A 20,868-nucleotide genomic window follows, 5' to 3' on the forward strand; every position below is an offset into this window, starting at 1 on the left:
CATTTCCGATTCGTCCTCCCTGCTGGCGGCCTCGGCGGAGGAAATGAGCGCCATCACCCACGAGTCCAACGCGGGGGTGCAGCAACAGAGCATGGAGACTGAATTGGCGGCAACGGCGGTCAATCAGATGACCGCTGCCGTCGAAGAGGTCGCGCGCAATGCCGTGGCGGCATCGGTGTCGACCCAGCAATCGGAAAGCTCGGCCCGCGTTGGCATGGCCAGAGTCACCGAGACCATTACTTCGATCGAACACCTGAGCCAGGCCGTCCAGGGCACCAGCCTGGAGATCGAGCAGCTGGCGACCCAGACCGAAAACATCGCCAAGGTCCTGGACGTCATCCGGGCCATCGCCGAACAAACCAATCTGCTGGCCTTGAATGCGGCCATTGAGGCAGCGCGCGCCGGGGAGCAGGGGCGCGGCTTTGCGGTCGTGGCGGACGAGGTACGGGCCCTGGCGCACCGCACGCAGGTGTCGACGCAAGAAATCGAACAAATGATCAAGAATGTCCAGTCGGGTTCGGAGTCGGCGGTTTCGTCCATGAAGCAGACGGATATCGAAGCCATGGCAACGTTGAAAATTGCCCGGGAGGCGGGGGTGGCCATCTCGGAAATCACCAGGGCGGTGTCGGACATCAATGAACGTAATTGCCTGATTGCAACCGCGTCGGAAGAACAGGCGCAAGTGGCCAAGTCGGTCGATGTGAATCTGGTCAGTATCAACAATCTTTCAGCACAAAGTACGGCGGCAGCGGATCAGATTTTCATTGCCAGCAGCGAGCTTTCCACACTGGCCTCTGACCTGAACCGGTTGGTAGGTCGCTTCACCGTTTAACCGCTTCATGCTTCACCTTACGCCCCCCAGAAGAAAGGCAGGAGTCGAAAATGGCGCCCGAATTGAGCACCCAGTATCCCGATAGCTTGAGCACGATATTCATCTCACAATATGAAACGTGCGATATCAATTGGTTCATCAAACAGTATGTTGAAAGCAGAAACCTGAGTTCGCGCACTCAGGTGGAGTTTGAAATCACGTCAGCGCTCGTTGAATACCCAGGGGTGTCGCCGGTCAGGCTTTTTGAACTCAATGCCTGGCTGGATCACAACTTTCGCTCAAAGGAGTATGTGCGTCCCGCCCCGGGTTTTTTGAAGTTGATTGTGAGTAATGATCATATCCCGCTGCGTAAATAAGAAAAAATTCAAGTCAGGTTTGGGGTGGTTGCAGTGCGCACTTATTTGATCCGGAAAACCAATGCAAGGGTGTATGTCGTCATCGCCTGCTGTGTTGTTGTGGTATCGGCGCTGATCCTGGGGGGGCTGTTAACGGTCAGGCAGCTGGATAGCTATATCCGGGTCATGTATTACGGCAATGCGGCGCCGATAGGGCACCTGGCCAATATTCGGGCGATGCAGGCCAATGTGCGGCGCTTGCAGTGGCGTATTTTCGCGACTCGCGATCCGATCCATGCCGATGGGTTCATCAGGGAAATCAACGCAGAGCTGAGCAACATCGCCAGGCAGTGGCAGCTTTATTATCCCGAGGGGGTCAGCAGTCCCGGGGAGAAACGCATCGCGGAGCAGCTGCGCGAGCAACTGCCGGTTGCCGCCGCAGTCATTTGGGAAAGCCACCGGCGACTCAAGTCTGACGGTTACGATCAGGTGATGAGTTGGTATCAGGACAAAATCCCTTTCCTCGATGAACTGGACCGCCTGCTCGCGCAAGATATCGAGGCCAACATCCGGCAGGCGTCGCAGTTCGCAAACCTTAGCCAGGTGATTTTTCACCGGATTCTGTGGATCGCCGGCGCACTGCTGGTACTGGGTGTGATCGGCGGTGTGGGTGGCCTGGTGGTGTCGTTGCGCTGGCGGCGACAGCGCGACAAGGCCGAGATCAAATCCCGCGAACATCTGTGGCTGGTGGATCAGGTGTTCAACAGCACCCGGGACGGAGTGATCATCACCGACCGATCCGGCTGCATCACCAAGGTCAATCCGGCCTTCACTCGAATGACGGGATACACCGAGGCCGAGGTGCTGGGCAGGAATCCCAGCCTGTGGAGTTCCGGTCGCCAGACCATGGATTTCTACACCGAGATGTGGCGTTCGCTGCTGGACCTGGGCCATTGGGAAGGCAAGGTGTGGAACCGCAAGAAGAGCGGCGATCTGTACCTGGAGTCGCTGTCCATCACAGCCATTCCCGGCCTCAATGAGTCGGAGCTGAATTTCGCGGCTGTCTGCAGCGACATCACCAAACAACATGCGGAACTGGAGTTCCAGGGGTATCTGGCAACCCACGACCCCTTGACCGGTCTGCCCAACCGCTTGCTGTTCGTTGAGCGGCTGACGCAAGCCATCGCCCGGGGGCATCGTGCGGGCTCAAGGGTGGCGGTGCTGTTTCTGGACCTGGATCACTTCAAGGAAATCAACGACCGGTTGGGCCATGGGGTAGGGGACAGCACGCTGACCACGGTCGCGATGCGGTTGAAAAGCTGCCTGCGGGAAGTCGATACCGTGGCGCGCCTGGGAGGCGATGAATTTGCCATGGTGCTGGAAGACATTCACGAGATTGAACAGGTCACGCCGATTGCCCGCAAGCTGCTGATATCGGTGGGCGAGCCCATTGTGGTCGATGGGCATCGGGTATCGGTCACGCATAGCATTGGCGTGAGCATCTATCCGGACCACGGCGATTGCCCGAAACAGTTGGTGAAGCTGGCAGACGAGGCGATGTACGAAGCCAAGAATGCCGGCAAGAACGCGGTGAGGTTCTGCGGTGCTCCGTGCGGGAGCGAGCCTGCTCGCGATGGCGGTGTGTCAGGCGCCATTGATGCTGAATGTGCCGGCCCCATCGCGAGCAGGCTCGCTCCCACAGGGGAACGCGTATCCCTGTAGGAATTGCCGTAGTGCTTCGGTTTTGGCCTTGGCTTTTCTGTGGGAGCGAGCTTGCTCGCGATGGCGGTGTGTCAGGCGCCGTTGATGCTGAATGTGCCGGCCCCATCGCGAGCAGGCTCGCTCCCACAGGGGAACGCGTATCCCTGTAGGAATTGCCGTAGTGCTTCGGTTTTGGCCTTGGCTTTTCTGTGGGAGCGAGCCTGCTCGCGATGGCGGTGTGTCAGGCGCCGTTGATGCTGAATGTGCCGGCCCCATCGCGGGCAAGCCCGCTCCCACAGGGGAACGCGTACTCCTGTAGGAGCGAGCACGCTCGCGATGGTCGTTAACGAAAACGCGGGTTATCTGGATGCCCGCGTTGTCTGGGCGTCCATCGCGAGCATGCTCGCTCCTACAGAGGAATGTGCAGTCGACAGGAAATAAAACGGCCACCTCTGCAAAGTGCAAAGGTGGCCGTGGCCTTGCTGGTTACATCACTTCAGATCAAAACGGTCCAGGTCCATCACCTTGGCCCACGCCGCCACGAAGTCCTTCACGAACTTGTCCTTGTTGTCGTCGCTGGCATAGAACTCCGCCAGTGCCCGCAACTGCGCGTTGGCGCCGAACACCAGGTCGACCCGGGTGGCGGTCCATTTGGCCTGGCCGGTCTTGCGGTCGCGGCCTTCGAACTCTTCATTGGTGGCGGAAGTCGGTTTCCATTCCGTCCCCATGTCCAGCAGGTTGACGAAGAAGTCGTTGGTCAGCGCGCCCTTGCGCGTGGTGAACACGCCATGGGCGGTTTGCCCGACGTTGGTGTCGAGGACGCGCAGGCCTCCGATCAGCGCGGTCATTTGTGGGGCGGTCAGGGTCAGCAGTTGCGCCTTGTCGATCAGCAGGTGCTCGGCCGAAATGCGATAACGGGACTTGAGGTAGTTGCGGAAGCCGTCGGCGATCGGTTCAAGGAAGCCGAAGGATTCGACGTCGGTCTGTTCCTGGCTGGCGTCCATCCGCCCCGGCGAGAACGGTACGGTGACGGTTTGCCCGGCGTTCTTCGCCGCCTGTTCAACACCGACGTTACCGGCGAGCACGATCAGGTCCGCCAGGGAGACTTTCTTGCCGCCGCTGTTGAACTCCTTCTGGATGCTTTCGAGTTTGCCCAGCACGTTACCCAGTTGATCCGGCTGGTTGGCTTTCCAGGATTTCTGCGGTTCCAGGCGCAGGCGTGCGCCGTTGGCACCACCGCGTTTGTCGGAGCCACGGAAGGTGGAAGCCGAGGCCCAGGCCGTCGACACCAGTTGCGAGACGCTCAGGCCGCTGGCCTGGATTTTGCCCTTGAGCGCGGCGATGTCGGCATCGCCGATCAGCGCGTGATCGACCGCCGGGATCGGGTCTTGCCATAGCAGCTCTTCCTTGGGCAGTTCCGGGCCGAGGTAGCGCGACAGCGGGCCCATGTCGCGGTGGATCAGCTTGAACCAGGCGCGGGCGAAGGCGTCGGCCAGTTGATCCGGGTTCTGCAGGAAGCGCCGGGAAATCGGCTCGTAGATCGGGTCGAAACGCAGTGCCAGGTCCGAGGTCAGCATGCGTGGTTCACGCCGCTTGGAGGCGTCGAACGCATCCGGGATGGCGCCTGCGCCCGCGCCGTTCTTGGGTTTCCACTGATTGGCACCGGCCGGGCTCTTGGTCAGTTCCCACTCGAAGCCGAACAGGTTTTCCAGGTAGTTGTTGCTCCACTTGGTGGGGGTGTTGGTCCAGGTCACTTCCAGGCCGCTGGTGATGGTGTCCGGTCCCTTGCCGGTGCCGAAGGTGCTTTTCCAGCCCAGGCCCTGTTGTTCCAGGCCGGCGGCTTCCGGTTCCGGCCCGACGTGATCGGCAGGGCCGGCGCCGTGGGTCTTGCCGAAGGCGTGGCCACCGGCGATCAGTGCCACGGTTTCTTCGTCGTCCATCGCCATGCGGGCGAAGGTTTCGCGGATGTCCAGCGCCGACTTGACCGGGTCCGGCTCGCCTTCGGGGCCTTCAGGGTTGACGTAGATCAGGCCCATTTGTACGGCGGCCAGAGGGTTTTCCAGGTTGCGGCCGTGTTCGGTACGGCTGTCTTCGTTTTTGCCGGGCTCGGCCACCAGCGGCCCATCGCCGGGATCCTGCACGGGTTTGTTGTCATTGTCGCTGTCACTGGCATAACGGGTATCACCGCCCAGCCATTTGGTTTCCGAACCCCAGTACACGTCTTCGTCCGGTTCCCACACGTCGGGGCGGCCACCGGAATAGCCGAAGGTCTTGAAGCCCATGGACTCCAGCGCGACGTTGCCGGCAAGCACGATCAGGTCGGCCCAGGAAATGTTGCGGCCATACTTTTGCTTGATCGGCCACAGCAGGCGGCGGGCCTTGTCGAGGCTGACGTTGTCCGGCCAGCTGTTGAGCGGGGCGAAGCGTTGCTGGCCGGAACCGGCGCCACCGCGTCCGTCGGCAGTGCGATAGGTGCCGGCGGCGTGCCAGGACATGCGCACGAACAGCGGGCCATAGTGGCCGAAGTCGGCGGGCCACCAGTCCTGTGAGTCGGTCATCAGCGCGGTGAGGTCGCGCTTGACGGCGGCAAAGTCGAGTTTCTTGTAGGCATCGGCATAGTCGAAGCCCTCATCCGCCGGGGTGGACAGGGGCGAATGCTGGTGCAGGATGTTCAGGTTCAGTTGATTCGGCCACCAGTCGCGGTTGCGAGTACCGCCGCCAGCGGCGTGATTGAACGGGCATTTCGATTCGTTTGCCATGTGTGAGCTACCCTCGGTCGAGTTCAGTCAGCTTCCCGGCCTGTTGGGGCCTGGAATAGAAGCGAGCGAAATCCATGACTCAGGCTGCCGGACCCGTCTGTCGATCCGCTGATCGACGGGGTCGTATGGGCATCAACTGCAGTGGCAATTAAATTGCCACTATCCCTGGTCAGTATCTGACTCATTCTTATCTTCACATCAGGTCTGTGCCGGCCAGACATCCCCGGCGCCCACTAAGGCTAGACCCCTATCGTTGAGTCAGCTAATAGTCGGAGTATTGGTTGCCGATAGGCGGAATCTTTCAGCGGCGCACAGAGTTGTGCAGATGTGTCCTAGCGATGTGCCACAATAGTCAACGTCACCGCAGCATTATCAGGCGAACACAATGGATGGCCCTGGATTTCGGCTCGAGCAGGAACGCTTTATCGCCCAGCAGGTGCGCACTGACCGATTGCATCAGCTGTTCCGGCAATCGGTAACCGCAGTATTTGGCAGCTTTCTGGGTCTGGTCATGCTGTGCTGGCTCTGCTGGGACCGCTTCGACCACCACATCATGAACCTGTGGATTGCCTTGCTCACGGCTTCCACGCTGATCCGCATTTCGATGTTCGCGGTGTATTTCCGCAGCTCGCAAGCCACCCGCACCCCGCAACGCTGGGAACTGATCTACCTGACGACCCTGTCGCTGTCCGCCGCCATATGGGGCGGTGGCGCGCTGGCCGTGATGCCGGCCGATGATCTGTTGGCCCAGGCGCTGGTGATGCTGTTCACCGTGGGCATGTCCGTCAGCGCGGTGTCCTGCTACTCGGCCTATCGCTACATGACGGTGGTCTCCATCGCCCTGGTGCTGTTGCCGTCGACCTTCTGGCTGATGCTGCAGCCGTCCAGCCTGCAATTCGGCATGGGCGTCGCGGTGCTGGTCTTCGCGTCCTTCGTGTGCAGCGCCACCCGCAAACTCTCCGATGCTCTGGAAACCGCCTTCCGCCTGACCCGTGAAATGGAACTGGCGCACAGCATCTCCACCCGTGCCGCGCAAACCGATGAACTGACCGGCCTGCGCAATCGCCGGGCGTTCTTCGAGCAGGCGCAGCGCCTGTACAACCACTGCCAGAACTACCAGTTGCCGCTGTGCGCGGTGATGCTGGACATGGACCACTTCAAGCACATCAACGACACCTATGGCCATCAGGTCGGCGATCAGGTGTTGCGGCAGATGGGCGTGGTGATCAGTCGATCGTTTCGCGAAGCTGATGTGTATGGGCGGCTGGGCGGTGAGGAATTTGCCGTATTGCTGCCGGAAACCTCCCTCGAAGACGCGCAAAACATTGCCGAAGCACTCGTTCATTCCATCGCCGGGTTGATGACCGGGCCGGTGCACTGCATCACCGCCAGCGTCGGCGTGGCGTCCATGGCCTCCAGCGACAAGGACCTGCACAGCCTGATGAGCAATGCCGACAAGGCGCTCTATCGCGCCAAGGCGCGGGGGCGCAATCAGGTGGTGGTGTCGGATTAGGGCTGACCTGATTTCTCGGATATACACCAATCAACTGTAGGAGCGAGCCTGCTCGCGATGGACTCAAGGGCCGTGCGTTTAGCCAGACAGCCCGCGTTATCGTTAACGACCATCGCGAGCAGGCTCGCTCCTACAGGTGCTGTTTGATCTATGGACTCAGAAGGCGTATTTTTGAATCTGTAGATTCAAATCGAGGTATTGGCCATGTCACTCGCCTTCCAGACCCAGGGCTTCAGCAAAAACCAGTGCGTCACCGGCCTGCGCGCCGCCGTTGGCATCCTGGAAAAATGGCAGGCCAGCAGCGATCAGGCCTGTCGCTTGCTGCGCATTTCCCGCAGCACCTACACCCGGGCCCGGCAGCGCGATCCCGGCTGGTCGGTGGCGCTGGATGCGGACCAGATGCAGCGCATCAGTTTCGTGCTGAATATCCACGCCACCCTGCGCCTGATTTTCGATAACCCGCAGAACGTCTACGGCTTTGTGTCGATGCCCAACGACAACGAGTTTTTCAACGGCCGCAGCCCGCTGGAGATCATGGCCCAGGGCGACATGATCGCCCTGTACGAGACCTTTCGCCGGATCGACGCACTGCGGGGCGCGCAATGGTGAAGGGCCTGCGGTTGCCCCTGTTGGCGGGCGAAACGTTGCAGGCGTATCGGCTGGTCAATTCCAAGTTTCCACCGATTGCGATGTTCGATGACGTGGCCGATGCCGACGAATTCGAGCTGTTGTACGAGATCCAGGCGCTGACCAATCCACGGCTGAAAAACGAATTGGGGAAACTGGAGCTGATCCCCCGCAGCGAGATTCCCTTCGGCATCACCGGCTGTTCCTACGCGACCGCGCCTTTCACCCACGTCAACCCGGCAGGTTCTCGCTTCAGCGATGGCAGTTTTGGCGTGCTGTACCTGGCCGACACGATGGAGACGGCCTTGGCCGAAGTGCAGCACCATCAAGCGCTGTATTGGTCCAGGGTGCCGGACCTGCACTACGAGCGCTTTGTGTTTCGCGGGCTGTCCTGCTCATTCGTGGACAAGGCGATGCAAGACGCGACGGCCATGGCGCCGAGCGATCCGATCTACGATCCCGAGCACTACACCCATTCCCAACCGTTCGGCAAAACCATCCGCCAGGCCGGTTGCCCGGGGCTGCGGTACCACTCTGTGCGACGGCCCGGCAGCCATTGCTGGGCCCTGATGACCCCGAGGCCGGTGCTGTCGATCATCCAGACGGCCCATTACGAGATGGTCTGGAACCAGCAGATCACCAGCGTCAGCCAGATCAGCGAAGCCTGATTTCAGGCCTTCACCCAGCGCTGCCGGCTCCAGCTGCTCAGCGAGTCGACGGCCAGCACCAGCAGCAACATCGCCAGAATCACCGTGCTGGCCTGGGCTTCCTGAAACAGGCTGAGGCTGACGTACAGCATCTGCCCCAAGCCGCCCGCGCCGACAAAACCCAACACGCTGGCCATGCGGATGTTGTTTTCCCAGCGGTACAGGACGTACGCCAACAGCTGCGGCAACAGGTTGGGCAGGGTGCCGTAACAGAACGCCCACAGCGCATTGGCGCCTTGCAGTCGAATCGCTTCGGCCGGTTGTGGCGGCGTGTTTTCCAGGGCTTCGGCGAACAGGCGGCCGAGCACGCCGGTGGTGTGCAGGGCCAGCGCCAGGGTGCCGGCGTTCGGCCCGAGACCGGCGGCCAGCACCATCAGCGCCGCCCACACCAGTTCCGGAATCGCCCGCAGCGCGTTGAGCAACAGGCGCGAGGCGCTCTTGAACGGCCAGCCGAAACGCCCGGCCGCCGGCAGCGCCAGAATCAGGCCGAACACCGCCGCCAGCAAGGTGCCCAAGGCCGACATGGCGATGGTTTCCAGCGCGCCATGGGCGATGGCCTGCAGGTGGTTCGCGCTCAAGTCGGGGCTGAGAAAACGCCGGGCGTATGCGCCCATTTGCTTGAGGTTGTCGCCGCCACCCAGCGCGCCAAGGTCGATGCCCAGATAACCGAACGACGAGACCACTGCGACGCCAACGGCCAGCAGCAGCGCCAGGTTGATCAGGCGATTCATCCCAGCCTCCAGCGCAACAGGCGACTGAGTTGATCGGCCAGCAGCACCAGCACCAGAAACGTCAGCAACAGGCTGGCCACTTCACCACCGGCGAACATGCGCAGCGACAAGTCCATCTGCTGGCCAAGACCTCCGGCGCCGACAAAGCCCATCACCACCGAAGCGCGGATCGCACACTCCCAGCGATACACCGTGTACGACAGCAACTCGGCGGCGACATTGGGCAAAATCCCGTAGGCAAACGCCGCGAGCCGACCGCTGCCGGCTTGCAGCAGCGCGTGGGCGGGGCGCTGGTCCACCGACTCGAAAATCTCTGCGTACACCTTGCCGAGCATGCCGCTGTAGGTGATGGCGATGGCCAGCACCCCGGCGGTCGGGCCCAGGCCCACGGCGCGGACGAACAGCAACGCCCAGACGATCTCCGGCACGCTGCGCAGAAAGATCAGCAAACCGCGCACCGGCCAGCGCAACAACCGGCCCAACAGGCTTGGGCGACCGGCAAGGGACGCCGCCGACAGCGACAACGCCCGGCTGGCCAACAGGCTGGCGGGCACCGCCAACAGCAGCGCCAGGGTCATGCCGGCAGTGGCAATCGCCAGGGTTTGCAGGGTGGCTTGCCACAGCAGTTCAAGGAATTCCTCGCCATAGGCCGGTGGCCAGAAGGTCGCGACAAAGCGGCCCATTTCGCTCTGGCTGCCGCTGGACAGCAGCACGCCAAGGTCCAGCTCGCTGAAGCGGATGCCGGGCCACAGCAGGGCAATTGCCAGCAGGCCGAGCAGCAGGCGGGGCAGGGTAGCGGGGTCTCGGGAGTCACCGGTCAGCATCGCGGAATCTGCAGGCTCAGGGGCGCCACGGGTGCCGGAGGGGATTGCAGTTGCTCATTGGCGTACAGCCTGTCGAGCAATTCGCGGTCGACTTCGGCGGACGGCAGATCGAAGAGGATCTGCCCATCGCGCAGGCCGATGATTCGCGAGAAATGCCCCAGCGCCAGCTCCACCGCATGCAGGCTGGCGACCAGCGTCACCTGGTGCTCGCGGGCATGCCGGCACAGCACCGTCAGGGTGTGCCCGGCCAGCACCGGGTCCATCGCCGACACCGGCTCATCGGCCAGCAGCACTTCGGGTGCCTGATAGAGCACCCGGGCCACGCCAACGCGCTGCAACTGCCCGCCGGACAATTGCTGGCATTGCGCGAACAACTTGTCGCCCAGGTCCAGCCGGGCCAGCGCCGCGCGAGCGCCAGGAATATCCACCGGGTGCAACAGGTTCAACAGGCTCTTGCCCAGACTCCACTGCCCCAGCTTGCCGGCCAATACCGCCGTGATCACTCGCTGACGCGGCGGCAGCGGCGGCGCCTGGTGCACCAGGCCGATACGCGCACGCAGGCGCTGACGCTGACGGGCCGACAGTTGCCAGGCGCGCTCGCCCAGCAACTGGACCTCACCGCTGCCAGGGCGCAGGGCCGTTGCCAGCAGGTTGAGCAGGCTGGATTTACCCGCGCCGGAAGGGCCGATGATCGCCACCTGTTCGCCGGCCGCGATGTGCAGGTCCACGCCGCGCAGGGCCTGGACCCCGTTGGCGTGGGTAAGGGTGACAGCGGTCAGCTTCAAGGTCATTTGAGCAGGTCGGCGGCGCGGGCGGCTTCTTCGATACCCTTGTAGTTGTCGGGGCTGGTCTCGATGAAGCGGCTGGCGGCCTGCAGGTCGAGAATCTCCTTGTCCGAAGGTTTCGCCGGATCAAGTGCGAGGAACGCGGCCTTGATCTTGTTCGCCAGCGCCGGGTCGAGTGTGCCGCGCACGGTCCAGTTGTAATCGAAGTACGCCGGGGTGGTGGCGAACACCTTGACCTTGTCGGTATCGACCTTGCCGGCGGCCACCAGTTTTTCCCAGACACTGGCGTTCAGCACCCCGGCATCGACCTTGCCGGCCTGCACCCAGGCGACGGTGGCGTCATGGGCACCGGAATAGCCGACGCGGCTGAAGTAGGTCTCCGGCTTGATCCCGTCCTTGAGCATGAAGTAGCGCGGCATCAGGCTGCCCGAGGTGGACGACACCGAGCCGAAAGCGAAGGACTTGCCCTTGAGGTCCGCAAGGGATTTGACGTTCGGGTCGGCGGTGATGAATTTGCTGGTGAACTTGGCGTCCTGTTCACGCTGCACCAACGGGATGGCATTGCCGGTCTTCAAGCGTGCCTGGACAAAGGTGAAGCCGCCGAGCCAGGCCAGGTCGATGCGGTCGGTGGCCAGCGCCTCGACCACCGCCGGGTAATCACTCACCGGCACGAACTCGACCTTCATGCCCAGTTGCTGCTCCAGATAGGCGCCCAATGGCTTGAATTTGCGCAGCAGTTCGGTGGGGGCCTCATCGGGGATGGCGCTGACCTTCAGCGTCTCCGCGGCCTGGGCGAGCAGGGTAGAGACAGTCAGGGTCAGGCCGACAGCCAGAGCCAGGGTACGCTTGAGCATGGAAGTTCTCCGTTTCGTTAGCGGGGCGCTTTGCAAGGGTAGCCGAAATGACACTACGGGCACCCCCTGAATTGTAGGAGCGAGCCTGCTCGCGAAAGCGGTGTGTCAGCCACCAACAATGTTGCCAGGGCCGCCGCCTTCGCGGGCAAGCCCGCTCCCACAGGGTTATTTGTTGTACGCAAGATGTGTGATCAACCGAAGCCACTGTAGGAGCGAGCCTGCTCGCGATGGTCGTCAACGATGACGCGAGCTACCTGATTGCCCGCGGTGCCTGGGCATTCATCGCGAGCAGGCTCGCTCCTACAGTAACCGCGCTAACCACAATATTTGTGTACGACGCGAAAACCTGTGGGAGCGGGCTTGCCCGCGATGGACGTCAACGATAACGCGGGCCGTCAGAATGATTGGGGTGCATCACAGCAAACTCCACGACACCCCGACATACGCCCCAAACCCTTCACCCGGCGTCGACCGCGCCGCATCCAGTCCCTTGTCGTCATACCCCGGTGTCACCGTCGCGGCGTAGTGCTTGTCGGTCAGGTTGCGAATATCCAGCCAGGTCTGCCAGTCGCCCTTGGGTGCATTGAAACCCAGGGTCGCGCCAAACAGCGCATACGGATCGGCGTAGTAGCTGTTGGCATAATCCACCGCCACCTTCGACACCAGTTGCGTATTCACCGCGGCAAAGAATCCCTGCGCCCAGTCGTAGCGCAACTCGCCCTGGTAGTAGTGCATCGGCAGCCCCGGCAATCGGTTGTCGCCGAAACGATCATCATCGCGGTAGTGGAAGTCACTGAAGGTATAAGCCTGGCGCAAGCTCAAGCGACCGCCATCGGCCGCCGACCACAGATCACTCTGCAAGCCAGCTTCCACGCCTTGGTGCACCGTAGGGCTGGCATTGAGTTCATAAGGCGTGGTGGCGTTGGCGTCGGGCAATACCGAGAGCAGCTCATGCCGCACCTGCGAGTAATACCAGGACAGGCTCCATTGCCCGATCCGGCTATCGCCACGGCCACCCAGTTCCAGGGTGGTCGCGGTCTGGTTCTGCAACTCGACCGGATCACGCTGGGTCCCGGTGGCCGGACCGCTGCCCGCCGGGAAGCGCTGGTTGGCGCTGTAGATCAGCGACCACGGATGCGGCGCCTCCACCGAGCGACTGAGGTTGCCGAACACCTGCACATCCGGCGTCAACTGATAACGCAGACCCACCCGCGGCGCGTAATCCCAATCGCCCATGCTGGTCTTGCCACCGCCATCGGGATAGGTCACCGCGCTCTCCCGGCGGGTGTAGATGGCCGCCAGCCCGGTGGTCAGCCACAGGTCGTCGGCGATCTCCAGGTCATTGCCCCCATGCAGGACCGTGTCCGAACCCTGATAGGTGAAGTTGCGCATGGGCGTGCCCGGAGCAAAACCGGCGGTGTTGCCCGTGGGGATTCGTACGCTCTCGCTGGCACCATCGTTCGGCAGATGCTTGGTCACCCGCAAGCCCACCGTGCTATTGCTCTGCAGGCCCCACAGCGTGTCGCGGCGCTTGTAGTCGAAGGTGCCGCTGACATCGGTGTACGCCACCTTCAAGAGGTTCGGTCCTTCGCGCAGGTCCATCGGGTAGTCGTGGTAAACCAGCCCCGTCTGAATGCTCGAATCATCATCGATATAGAAGGTGGTCTTGTTGCCGATGAACGTGCTGCCCGGCTGCTTGCGACTGTCATCGCGCAGTACATAGGTCGGGTTCGCCGCGCGCGGATCGTGCTCGATGGAGTGCTTGGTCACGCGACCGGCCAGGTCGTTGTCGGTCTCGCGGTAGCGCAGATAAAAACGCGTTTCCAGATTCGGGTTGAAGCGATAACCGAAGTTGGCGATCAGGCCCTGGCTCTCGCTCTGGGTGTGGTCCTGATAACCGTCGGACTGCGCATCGGTGGCGGCCATGTAGTAATCGAAGTTACCGAGCACCTGTCCGGAACTGACCTGACGCTGCTGATAGCCATGACTGCCCGTGGCGTAACGCACCTGCAATTTCGGCGCGTTGTAACCGGTATGGCTGACGTAGTCGATGGCCCCGCCCAGAGCCAACGCCCCGCGATCAAAGCCATTGGCGCCGCGCAGCACCTCCACATGATCGAGCCACAGCGGCTCCAGCAACTCGTAAGGCGTACCACCCGGGCCGGTCAGCGGCAGGCCGTCGAGCATCGTGTACAACCCCGAAGCATGCGCGCCGGGTGCGCGGTTGATTCCCGAGCCGCGAATCGAAATCTTCACCCCTTCGTTGCCCGAAGACTGGGCATAGACCCCCGGCTGATAGGCCAACACATCCTGATTGCTCGCCACCCGCCCTTGCAGCGGGCGACGCATATCCACCACGTTGGTCCCGCCCGGCACCTGCGCCAGGCGTGCCTGTGCCTCTTCGACAGACTGATCCTCGCCCTGACGATCCTCAGCCCCGATCAACACCTGCCCCAACTCCAGACCCTCGGCCTGCGCCACGGCCGGACAGGCCAGCGTCAGGCCGAGCAACGCGGCGGGCAGGGATTTGGGCGAGGGCATTGGCAGAACTCCATACGATCAGGAACAGGCAGTGAGCAACTGCGACGTATGGAAGAACGAAGGAAACACATGGGGATTTTGTTTTTTTTCAAATACCTGCGAGCGAAAACGCAGAAACCTGACCGCTGCGTCCTCAGCCAACTGTAGGAGCGAGCATGCTCGCGATGGAAGTGAACGATGACGCGGGAAACCTGACACCCCACTGCGCCCTCGGGTTCATCGCGAGCATGCTCGCTCCTACAGAAAAGCACCCAAGGTTCCCGTCAGGCCTCGACAGCCTTGGCGGAACCGCTCTCTTGCGTGGGCACATCATGCAGGGATATCCGCGACGTCTCGCGCAACGCCAACCCACCCGCCAACCCCAACAACGCCACCGCCATCAAATAAAACGCCGGCGACAAATTGCTCCCCGTCGTGCTGATCAACCACGTCGCCATCAACGGCGCTGTCCCGCCAAACAAGGTGTACGCCATGTTGTAAGTCACCGCCGACGCCGTATACCGGGTCCGCGTCGGAAAGGTTTCCGAGAGCAGGGCAGCAGTAACCACATTGCACAACACCGCCCCAACGGCCAGCAACATCACCCCAACCACCGACCCGGCAAACGACCCGGAACTGGCCATCAGAAACGACGGATACACCACCACAATCAGCAACCCGCAAGCCGTCATCACCGTCCTGCGTCGCCCGACCCGATCCGAATACAACCCGGCCACCGGGCAAATCAGCGCTGCGAACACCAGGGCGATCAACGACACCAGCAACGACGTCGCCCGACTCAGCCCCCCGGCCACCTGCAGATACGTCGCGAAGTAAGTGGTGAACATGTAAAACGACAACGCCGTCAGCGACACAAAAGCGCCCAGGCAGCACATCGCCGCACCGTGATTGCGCAAAGTTTCCTTGAGCGGCGAGTGGGCCACGTCGTGCTCCTGAGTCACTGCCTGGAACGCCGGCGTCTCATCCAGCTTCCAGCGCAAGTAAAGCCCGACCAGCCCCAACGGAGCCGCCACCAGGAACGGCAGGCGCCAACCCCAACTCGCCATCGCCTCGGCCGACAACGACGCTTCCAGCGCAAACGCCAGCACCGCCGCCGAAGCAAAGGCGGCAAAGGTCGACACCGGAATGAAGCTGCCATACCAGGCGCGCTTGTCATTCGGCGCATGCTCCATCAGATAGGCGCAGGCCCCCGCATACTCACCGCCTGCGGAAAAGCCCTGGGCACAGCGAATCAGCGACAACAGAATCGGCGCCGCCACCCCGATCGCCGCATAGGTCGGCAACAACCCGATCAAGGTCGTGGCCGCCGCCATCAACAGAATCGTCGCCGCCAGCGTGCGCTTGCGCCCGATCCTGTCCCCCAGCATGCCAAAGAAAATCCCGCCCAGTGGGCGAAACGCAAAGGCCACCGCGAACACCGCAAAGGTCTTGAGCAACGCCGCGCTGGCATCGGTACTGGGGAAAAATTGTTGGGCGATGGTCGTGGCCAAAAAGCCATAGACAGCAAAGTCGAACCACTCGACAAAATTGCCGATGCCGGCCGCGACAATCACTTTGCGTAGGGTTTGCGGGCTGACCTGCTGCGTAGCTGTGCTCGTCATGCTTGACCTCGACCTGTCGTCAGTAATCCTTCGATTATCGGGGCAGCCACCGGCGCGGCTCACTTCAAAAGTGTCATCCGCGTAGTCAGCACCGACGTTTGGTCACTGAAGAAAGCAGGATTCAGGCCAGCCGCTTCAAGCGTTGCGCAACTGCAGCGGACTGACCCCCAGCCGCTGCCGGAAGGCTGTCGCCATATGCGCCTGAGAGTTGAAGCCGCAGGCCAGGGCGATCTGCGCCAGCGTCGCCTTCGAATCGCGCATCAACGCCCGGGCCCGCGCCAGGCGTCGATCAATCAGATAACTGTGCGGACTCTGCCCGGTCGCCTGCTTGAAGGCCCGCATGAAATAGCCCTCGGACAACCCCAGCAGATCCGCCATCGCCTTCACCCCCAGCGCCCCGTCGAGCCCCGCGTCGATGAACTCATCGAGCAAACGCATGCGGCTGCCGGTGATCGAACCCAGCACCACCACCTCATCGCCCTGAGCCCGCTCGGCCAGGGCCAACGCCCAAGCCTCCCAATCGTCCGCCATCGAAGGCCGCAACAACGCCCCGCGCATGCGCAACGCCAGGGCAATCGCCTGCGGATCGATGCGATTGTTGAACGCCTGGTCACCCGTCAACGCCACGCCGTCCGTGCGCAACACCCGCAGGTATTCACCGCCCTTGGGCGACTCCGACAACACATCACAACCAACCGGCACGAACGCCAGCCCGTTGGGCAACGCATCGAAAGGCTGTACCCGGTCACTGCCGATGGCGTGCAGCCCGCGCTGACTGTCGAAGGCAAAACCAATCGCCGATTGCGTCGCCACATACCGCGTCGCATAAGCCGCCCCGGGCAACAATTCAATCGCCCACGACCCGGCCTCGATCCGGCGGACCGGTTCGGATAGCGGTGGTGAGGAGGGGCGATTTCGACGGTTCATGAGGCCCATAGTAGTAAACAGCGGGTGTAAAAGTCAGGTCAGTTTTCTGAAAGCCGCTCGCGGACATTCGTGCCTAGACTCAGCAAAACCTCAAGGAAGCCGCCATGCACACACTCACCCTCGACGACATCCAGCAAGCCGCCCGCCAGGTCTACCAGGCCATGCCCGCCACCGCGCAATACCGTTGGCCGCTACTGTCCGAACGCCTGGGCTGCACCGTCTGGGTCAAACACGAAAACCACACCCCCACCGGCGCCTTCAAAGTGCGCGGCGGCATCACCTTCATGCACTGGCTCAAACGCGCCCACCCCGAAGCCAAAGGCATCGTCACCGCCACCCGCGGCAACCACGGCCAAAGCCAGGCCTTCGCCGCCAGCGCCCTGGGCCTGCGCGCCCTGATCGTCGTGCCCAAGGGCAACTCCATCGAAAAGAACAACGCCATGCGCGGCTTCGGCGGCGAAGTCGTCGAATACGGCCGCGACTTCGACGAAGCCCGCGAAGAAGCCGCACGCCTGGCAAAACAGCACGACCTCTACCTCGTACCGCCATTTCACACTGAACTGGTCAAGGGTGTTGCCACCTATGCCCTGGAACTGTTCACCGCTGCACCGGACCTGGACACCGTCTACGTGCCGATCGGTTGCGGGTCGGGGATCTGCGCAGTCATCGCAGCGAGGGATGCGTTGGGGTTGAAGGCCGAAGTGGTGGGGGTGGTGTCGACCGAGGCGGCGGCTGCGAAGTTGTCGTTTGAAGCGGGGGAAATTCGTGAGACCGAATCGGCGAATACCTTTGCCGATGGGTTGGCCGTGAGGAAGCCGATTCCGGAGGCGTTTGCGGTGTATGCGAAGGGCGCTGCGCGGATTGTGGCAGTGAGTGAAGAGCAGATCGCCGAGGCTATGCGGGTGTATTACACGGATACGCATAACCTGGCTGAAGGGGCGGGGGCATCGGCGTTGGCGGCGTTGATGGTGGAGCGGGGAGAGATGCAGGGGAAGAATGTGGGGGTGGTTTTGTCGGGGGGGAATATTGATCGGTCGGTGTATGCGCGGGTGATTGGGTGAGGGCGATTTAAATCGAGGTCTGCGCCGAAATGGCAGGCCGAGTCGCAAAATCCCACAGGTACTCTTCTCTCTTTCTGAGGTATGCGTAGGAAACGTCTGAACTTGCCCCAATCGCCTTGAATTGCTTCTTTGCCGCCGTACCTTGCGTGACGCCTACTTGATCCCGAGTGGGTGTCTCGCAACGTAATAGACAAGGAACGCAATCAATGGATAAAGGCTATTTCATTCGCAAGGGCGACAAGACCACCTGCGGTGGCGAGGTGATGGACGCCGATACACGGGTCTCGATGTTTGGCATCGCCCATGCTCGCGCAGGGGATCCGGTCACCTGCGGCAAGGACGGCAAGACCTACCACATTGAGGGCGGTATTTCATTCATCAACAGTCATGGACGATTGGTTGCGGGCACGCTGGACAGCGTCAGCAGCTGCCCCTGTACAGCCGAGCTGATCCATTCGTTTACCCAGCACAAGTATGAGTCCCGCCGCGCCACTTCACTGCGAGCCGCTCTGACTGGAGCTCAGCCGGCCCCATCACCGAGCGAATTCGTAGCCTCGTATCCATCGGGCGTCGTGACTCGGCGAAACAGTCCACCACCCGAGCGCTCCAACGACACGCCGGCGGCGGAGCCCGGCTTCTACATCGTTCCCAAGAGCACGACCCGTGAGCAACTGGAATCCAGCCTGTTTACCCTCCGTGATCCGGCGGTGATGGGCAAATTCAAGTTGCTCAATCCCAACTTGGGGGATGTCAAAGCCGGCTCGATGATCGTGCTCAGTGATCCGAATAACTACCAATGCACCAGGCAAGAAGCGTTGCTCATGGACGTGGCGGCGAAGACCAACCGGATTATCGAAACGCTCAGTGCGGAAGAGGCGGACTTTCTGGTGCGCCATCGCGACACCCTCCAGACATTCCTCGGTTATGGCTCGAACGCAGTCGGTGTCGGCGCGAGCATCTTCAAAAACAATCTGGATAACGTTGGCAAATCCATCAAGGATCTCGAAGAGTTGCAGCAAAAAACGCTGCAAAGAGATGGAAACCTGCGCTCGCCCACTTTCTTCGCAGAACGCCAGCGCCTGCTGGCACAACTCAATACCCATTTGACGAAACTGACCCGCAAGAGCATCGGGATTCCTGATCATGTCAACTTGAAAAAGAAGTTGGGGATTTCCAGTCAGAGTTTGGTGCACCTATGGACTGAGGCCAGTCCGGGAGGGCAGATAGCAGGGCATGCGAATTATTTAGAGGGGGTGGCGAAGGCTTCTAAATATGTTCAGTACGGGGGTTGGGTGGGGACGGCGATTGGGGGAGGGGTGTCTGCGTTGAAGGTTCAGGAGGTGTGTACGGCGGGGAATGCTGAGGCGTGTGAGCGGGTCAGGTTTACCGAGACAGGTAGCTTTCTTGTAGGCGTCGGCGGCGGTATGGCAGCCGGTTCGTTGTTAGCTCCCCCGGTTGTCGGCACCATTTGTGTCGGATTGGGTGTGCCTACAGGCGGGCTAGGAACGTTGGCGTGCAGTATTGTCGTGGCGGGTACTGGTTCATATGTAGGAAGCACTTTGGGAGCCAAATTTGGTGAAAAGGGTGGTGAAATTATTTACGAGTCGACGAAATGACTACAACAACCTTGGTCGTTGATGGCTTAGTTTGCATTGTGATAGTTGCTCTATTTGTCTGCATTGGATTTGCACTTTACTTGGGTTATACCCAAGGTGAGCGTCTATGCGGTTATTTTAAAAACAGCTCTTCATCAATAACTAGCGTCACAAGAAATAGTTCAGGGCCTTACGGGAAAATGCAGCTTGTGGGAGGGATCGCGTTTGTTGTGGCGTTTCCGGGTTTTTTCTTGAGGCATGGAATTGTCAATGCCGAGGATATAAAAAATTTTCCGTTGTCTCTTAAGTGGAAACTAGTCGCTCTGCAATGGGGCTTTATGGTTGTTTTTATCTCAATGGGAGTGCTGGTGAGTATAGGGATTTAGTCTTTAAAAGGGGGCAGGTTTTTTTCTTTAAAAACCTGACCCCACCGCTGCTCCAGCTACTCATAATCAAGCTGCCAATACCGTTCAGGAGAAGCCATATCCGCGCGTTTGGCAGTTCCGAATAGTGGAAGCTGACTCTGATAGGCACCTATCGCATAGGCCTTTTTCATGACACTTGAGGTGGGAAATTTGACCGCTCTCATGGTCAGCCCAGCCTGCCTCCAGGCGGCGAGTCGAGTGAAGACCAGGCCCGGAAACTGCCGATAAGTAGCCTCTTCATAGACGAACCAATTCATCGGGTGGTCTGGGGGGATTCCATTCTCTGTACTTTGTTGTGCAAGCAGTAAGACTTCGCGCACCGCCAGGCAAGCGTTGCTTGTCAGCAGGTGGTCGGGGTGGCTGAGTCCCATCGGCATGAGAATGGTCCCGCCTCTTTGCTCAATGACTGCTTTTAGCGCCGGTACGAGGTCGGTGGGTTGATAACGGCGACCATACTGACTGTCCAGGAAGTTGAGCCACGCGTTTTTCGCACCCAGCCTGCGCATCGACTCCGTATCTTCATCACGTCGCGCAAGCACCGCCTGATACCCGCTGCTAAAACCTGTTGCCGCATCCCAGGCCGGGGCTGCGATGTCAGGATCGGGTACGCCGGCGAATACTGTAATGACAAGCGCGTCTCGACTCTCAGCCAACAGGCAGCCGCAACTAAAGACAGCGTCATCCAAGTGTGGGGAAATTACGGTAATTCGCGGGGGGATTGGCAAGAGCATTTGATTCCAAACTCCTGACAGTCGATGTGTAAACGCTTGTCACGTCACCATTTCAGGGAGGCCGAAGCCTCTTCCTCAGTTATAGCCAAGCTTGAATAGCAGGCGGGCGAGGAAGTCCCGAAAGCGCTTCAGTTTCAGGAAAAAAACACATTTAAAAATGCGTATTATTTGTGTTTTATCGTTCGCCGTAATCCAGCTCGAATCGCGATGGCAGGATCTGTGTAAACACGCTTTAAACGTCTCTGGAGGGTGTGTGTTTACTGGATCGAGTTTGTGCTGGTTTGAATAGATCGCAGCCTTCAGCAGTTCCTACAGAGGG

Annotated in this window: 17 protein-coding genes and 1 pseudogene; 9 read left to right on the forward strand and 9 right to left on the reverse strand. The window is 60.9% G+C overall.

What is annotated here, in order from left to right:
• Positions 1–22: 22 nt before the first annotated feature.
• From DKY63_RS33230 to DKY63_RS31070, 3 genes and pseudogenes are all read left to right on the forward strand, one after another.
• Positions 23–832, forward strand: a pseudogene (locus DKY63_RS33230) (methyl-accepting chemotaxis protein); the annotation flags it as partial.
• Positions 833–882: 50 nt separating this feature from the next.
• Positions 883–1,188, forward strand: a complete 306-nt coding sequence (locus DKY63_RS31065) for a hypothetical protein (protein WP_110967632.1) — start codon at positions 883–885, stop codon at positions 1,186–1,188.
• Positions 1,189–1,221: 33 nt separating this feature from the next.
• Complete coding sequence (locus DKY63_RS31070; RefSeq protein ID WP_162634945.1) at positions 1,222–2,889, forward strand: diguanylate cyclase domain-containing protein; 1,668 nt, start codon at positions 1,222–1,224, stop codon at positions 2,887–2,889.
• Positions 2,890–3,359: 470 nt separating this feature from the next.
• Here DKY63_RS31070 and katG read toward each other — a convergent pair whose 3' ends face one another.
• Positions 3,360–5,627 carry a catalase/peroxidase HPI gene (gene katG / locus DKY63_RS31080; RefSeq protein WP_110967635.1) on the reverse strand — a complete coding sequence of 756 codons (2,268 nt, stop codon included), beginning with the start codon at positions 5,625–5,627 and terminating at the stop codon, positions 3,360–3,362.
• Positions 5,628–6,012: 385 nt separating this feature from the next.
• Between katG and DKY63_RS31085 the strand changes: the two genes are divergently transcribed.
• The 3 genes from DKY63_RS31085 to DKY63_RS31095 all read left to right on the forward strand — a co-directional run bounded on the left by DKY63_RS31085 (position 6,013) and on the right by DKY63_RS31095 (position 8,435).
• Complete coding sequence (locus DKY63_RS31085; RefSeq protein ID WP_110967636.1) at positions 6,013–7,140, forward strand: GGDEF domain-containing protein; 1,128 nt, start codon at positions 6,013–6,015, stop codon at positions 7,138–7,140.
• 204 nt (positions 7,141–7,344) lie between these two features.
• Complete coding sequence (locus DKY63_RS31090) at positions 7,345–7,749, forward strand: antitoxin Xre-like helix-turn-helix domain-containing protein (protein WP_110967637.1); 405 nt, start codon at positions 7,345–7,347, stop codon at positions 7,747–7,749.
• The gene (locus DKY63_RS31095; RefSeq protein ID WP_110967638.1) at positions 7,743–8,435 is read left to right on the forward strand and encodes an RES family NAD+ phosphorylase; all 693 of its coding nucleotides are present in this window, start codon (positions 7,743–7,745) and stop codon (positions 8,433–8,435) included. The genes DKY63_RS31090 and DKY63_RS31095 overlap by 7 nt, the downstream gene beginning before the upstream one ends.
• A gap of 2 nt (positions 8,436–8,437) precedes the next feature.
• Here the strand turns inward: DKY63_RS31095 and phnE are convergent, their stop codons facing one another.
• From phnE to DKY63_RS31135, 7 genes are all read right to left on the reverse strand, one after another.
• Positions 8,438–9,205: a phosphonate ABC transporter, permease protein PhnE gene (gene phnE, locus DKY63_RS31100; RefSeq protein WP_110967639.1), complete on the reverse strand. Its 768-nt coding sequence runs from the start codon at positions 9,203–9,205 to the stop codon at positions 8,438–8,440.
• Positions 9,202–10,029, reverse strand: coding sequence for a PhnE/PtxC family ABC transporter permease (locus tag DKY63_RS31105; protein ID WP_110967640.1), 828 nt, complete (start codon positions 10,027–10,029; stop codon positions 9,202–9,204). The genes phnE and DKY63_RS31105 overlap by 4 nt, the downstream gene beginning before the upstream one ends.
• Positions 10,023–10,820, reverse strand: a complete 798-nt coding sequence (locus DKY63_RS31110; protein WP_110967641.1) for a phosphonate ABC transporter ATP-binding protein — start codon at positions 10,818–10,820, stop codon at positions 10,023–10,025. Before DKY63_RS31110 ends, DKY63_RS31105 begins: the two co-directional genes overlap by 7 nt.
• The gene (locus tag DKY63_RS31115) at positions 10,817–11,668 is read right to left on the reverse strand and encodes a putative selenate ABC transporter substrate-binding protein (protein ID WP_110967642.1); all 852 of its coding nucleotides are present in this window, start codon (positions 11,666–11,668) and stop codon (positions 10,817–10,819) included. The genes DKY63_RS31110 and DKY63_RS31115 overlap by 4 nt, the downstream gene beginning before the upstream one ends.
• A gap of 414 nt (positions 11,669–12,082) precedes the next feature.
• A complete protein-coding gene (locus tag DKY63_RS31125) occupies positions 12,083–14,209 on the reverse strand; it encodes a TonB-dependent receptor family protein (RefSeq protein ID WP_110967643.1) in 2,127 nt (708 codons plus the stop codon).
• 263 nt (positions 14,210–14,472) lie between these two features.
• Positions 14,473–15,810, reverse strand: a complete 1,338-nt coding sequence (locus DKY63_RS31130; protein ID WP_110967644.1) for an MFS transporter — start codon at positions 15,808–15,810, stop codon at positions 14,473–14,475.
• Between the two features lie 135 nt (positions 15,811–15,945).
• The gene (locus tag DKY63_RS31135; protein ID WP_430523137.1) at positions 15,946–16,746 is read right to left on the reverse strand and encodes a helix-turn-helix transcriptional regulator; all 801 of its coding nucleotides are present in this window, start codon (positions 16,744–16,746) and stop codon (positions 15,946–15,948) included.
• Between the two features lie 95 nt (positions 16,747–16,841).
• Here DKY63_RS31135 and DKY63_RS31140 point away from each other — a divergent pair, with 95 nt between their 5' ends.
• The 3 genes from DKY63_RS31140 (at position 16,842) to DKY63_RS32285 (ending at position 19,779) form a co-directional block, all read left to right on the forward strand.
• Positions 16,842–17,798, forward strand: coding sequence for a threonine dehydratase (locus DKY63_RS31140; protein ID WP_110967645.1), 957 nt, complete (start codon positions 16,842–16,844; stop codon positions 17,796–17,798).
• Between the two features lie 206 nt (positions 17,799–18,004).
• Positions 18,005–19,414, forward strand: a complete 1,410-nt coding sequence (locus DKY63_RS31145) for a PAAR domain-containing protein (protein ID WP_110967646.1) — start codon at positions 18,005–18,007, stop codon at positions 19,412–19,414.
• Positions 19,411–19,779, forward strand: coding sequence for a hypothetical protein (locus DKY63_RS32285; RefSeq protein WP_162634946.1), 369 nt, complete (start codon positions 19,411–19,413; stop codon positions 19,777–19,779). The genes DKY63_RS31145 and DKY63_RS32285 overlap by 4 nt, the downstream gene beginning before the upstream one ends.
• Before the next feature lie 56 nt (positions 19,780–19,835).
• Here DKY63_RS32285 and DKY63_RS31155 read toward each other — a convergent pair whose 3' ends face one another.
• Entirely contained in the window at positions 19,836–20,549 is a 714-nt protein-coding gene (locus DKY63_RS31155) for a PIG-L family deacetylase (RefSeq protein WP_110967648.1), read from the reverse strand.
• Between the last annotated feature and the right edge of the window lie 319 nt (positions 20,550–20,868).

Source organism: Pseudomonas putida (assembly GCF_003228315.1).
GTDB classification, from domain to species: domain Bacteria; phylum Pseudomonadota; class Gammaproteobacteria; order Pseudomonadales; family Pseudomonadaceae; genus Aquipseudomonas; species Aquipseudomonas putida_S.

Bases quoted from the DNA above. Each gene is read 5' to 3' on its own strand.
- DKY63_RS31085 (WP_110967636.1), top strand. From the start codon at position 6,013: ATGGATGGCCCTGGATTTCGGCTCGAGCAGGAACGCTTTATCGCCCAG.
- DKY63_RS31130 (WP_110967644.1), bottom strand. From the start codon at position 15,810: ATGACGAGCACAGCTACGCAGCAGGTCAGCCCGCAAACCCTACGCAAA.
- katG (WP_110967635.1), bottom strand. From the start codon at position 5,627: ATGGCAAACGAATCGAAATGCCCGTTCAATCACGCCGCTGGCGGCGGT.
- DKY63_RS31135 (WP_430523137.1), bottom strand. From the start codon at position 16,746: ATGGGCCTCATGAACCGTCGAAATCGCCCCTCCTCACCACCGCTATCC.
- DKY63_RS31110 (WP_110967641.1), bottom strand. From the start codon at position 10,820: ATGACCTTGAAGCTGACCGCTGTCACCCTTACCCACGCCAACGGGGTC.
- DKY63_RS31095 (WP_110967638.1), top strand. From the start codon at position 7,743: ATGGTGAAGGGCCTGCGGTTGCCCCTGTTGGCGGGCGAAACGTTGCAG.
- DKY63_RS31145 (WP_110967646.1), top strand. From the start codon at position 18,005: ATGGATAAAGGCTATTTCATTCGCAAGGGCGACAAGACCACCTGCGGT.
- DKY63_RS31065 (WP_110967632.1), top strand. From the start codon at position 883: ATGGCGCCCGAATTGAGCACCCAGTATCCCGATAGCTTGAGCACGATA.
- DKY63_RS32285 (WP_162634946.1), top strand. From the start codon at position 19,411: ATGACTACAACAACCTTGGTCGTTGATGGCTTAGTTTGCATTGTGATA.
- DKY63_RS31140 (WP_110967645.1), top strand. From the start codon at position 16,842: ATGCACACACTCACCCTCGACGACATCCAGCAAGCCGCCCGCCAGGTC.
- DKY63_RS31105 (WP_110967640.1), bottom strand. From the start codon at position 10,029: ATGCTGACCGGTGACTCCCGAGACCCCGCTACCCTGCCCCGCCTGCTG.
- phnE (WP_110967639.1), bottom strand. From the start codon at position 9,205: ATGAATCGCCTGATCAACCTGGCGCTGCTGCTGGCCGTTGGCGTCGCA.
- DKY63_RS31090 (WP_110967637.1), top strand. From the start codon at position 7,345: ATGTCACTCGCCTTCCAGACCCAGGGCTTCAGCAAAAACCAGTGCGTC.
- DKY63_RS31125 (WP_110967643.1), bottom strand. From the start codon at position 14,209: ATGCCCTCGCCCAAATCCCTGCCCGCCGCGTTGCTCGGCCTGACGCTG.
- DKY63_RS31155 (WP_110967648.1), bottom strand. From the start codon at position 20,549: ATGCTCTTGCCAATCCCCCCGCGAATTACCGTAATTTCCCCACACTTG.
- DKY63_RS31115 (WP_110967642.1), bottom strand. From the start codon at position 11,668: ATGCTCAAGCGTACCCTGGCTCTGGCTGTCGGCCTGACCCTGACTGTC.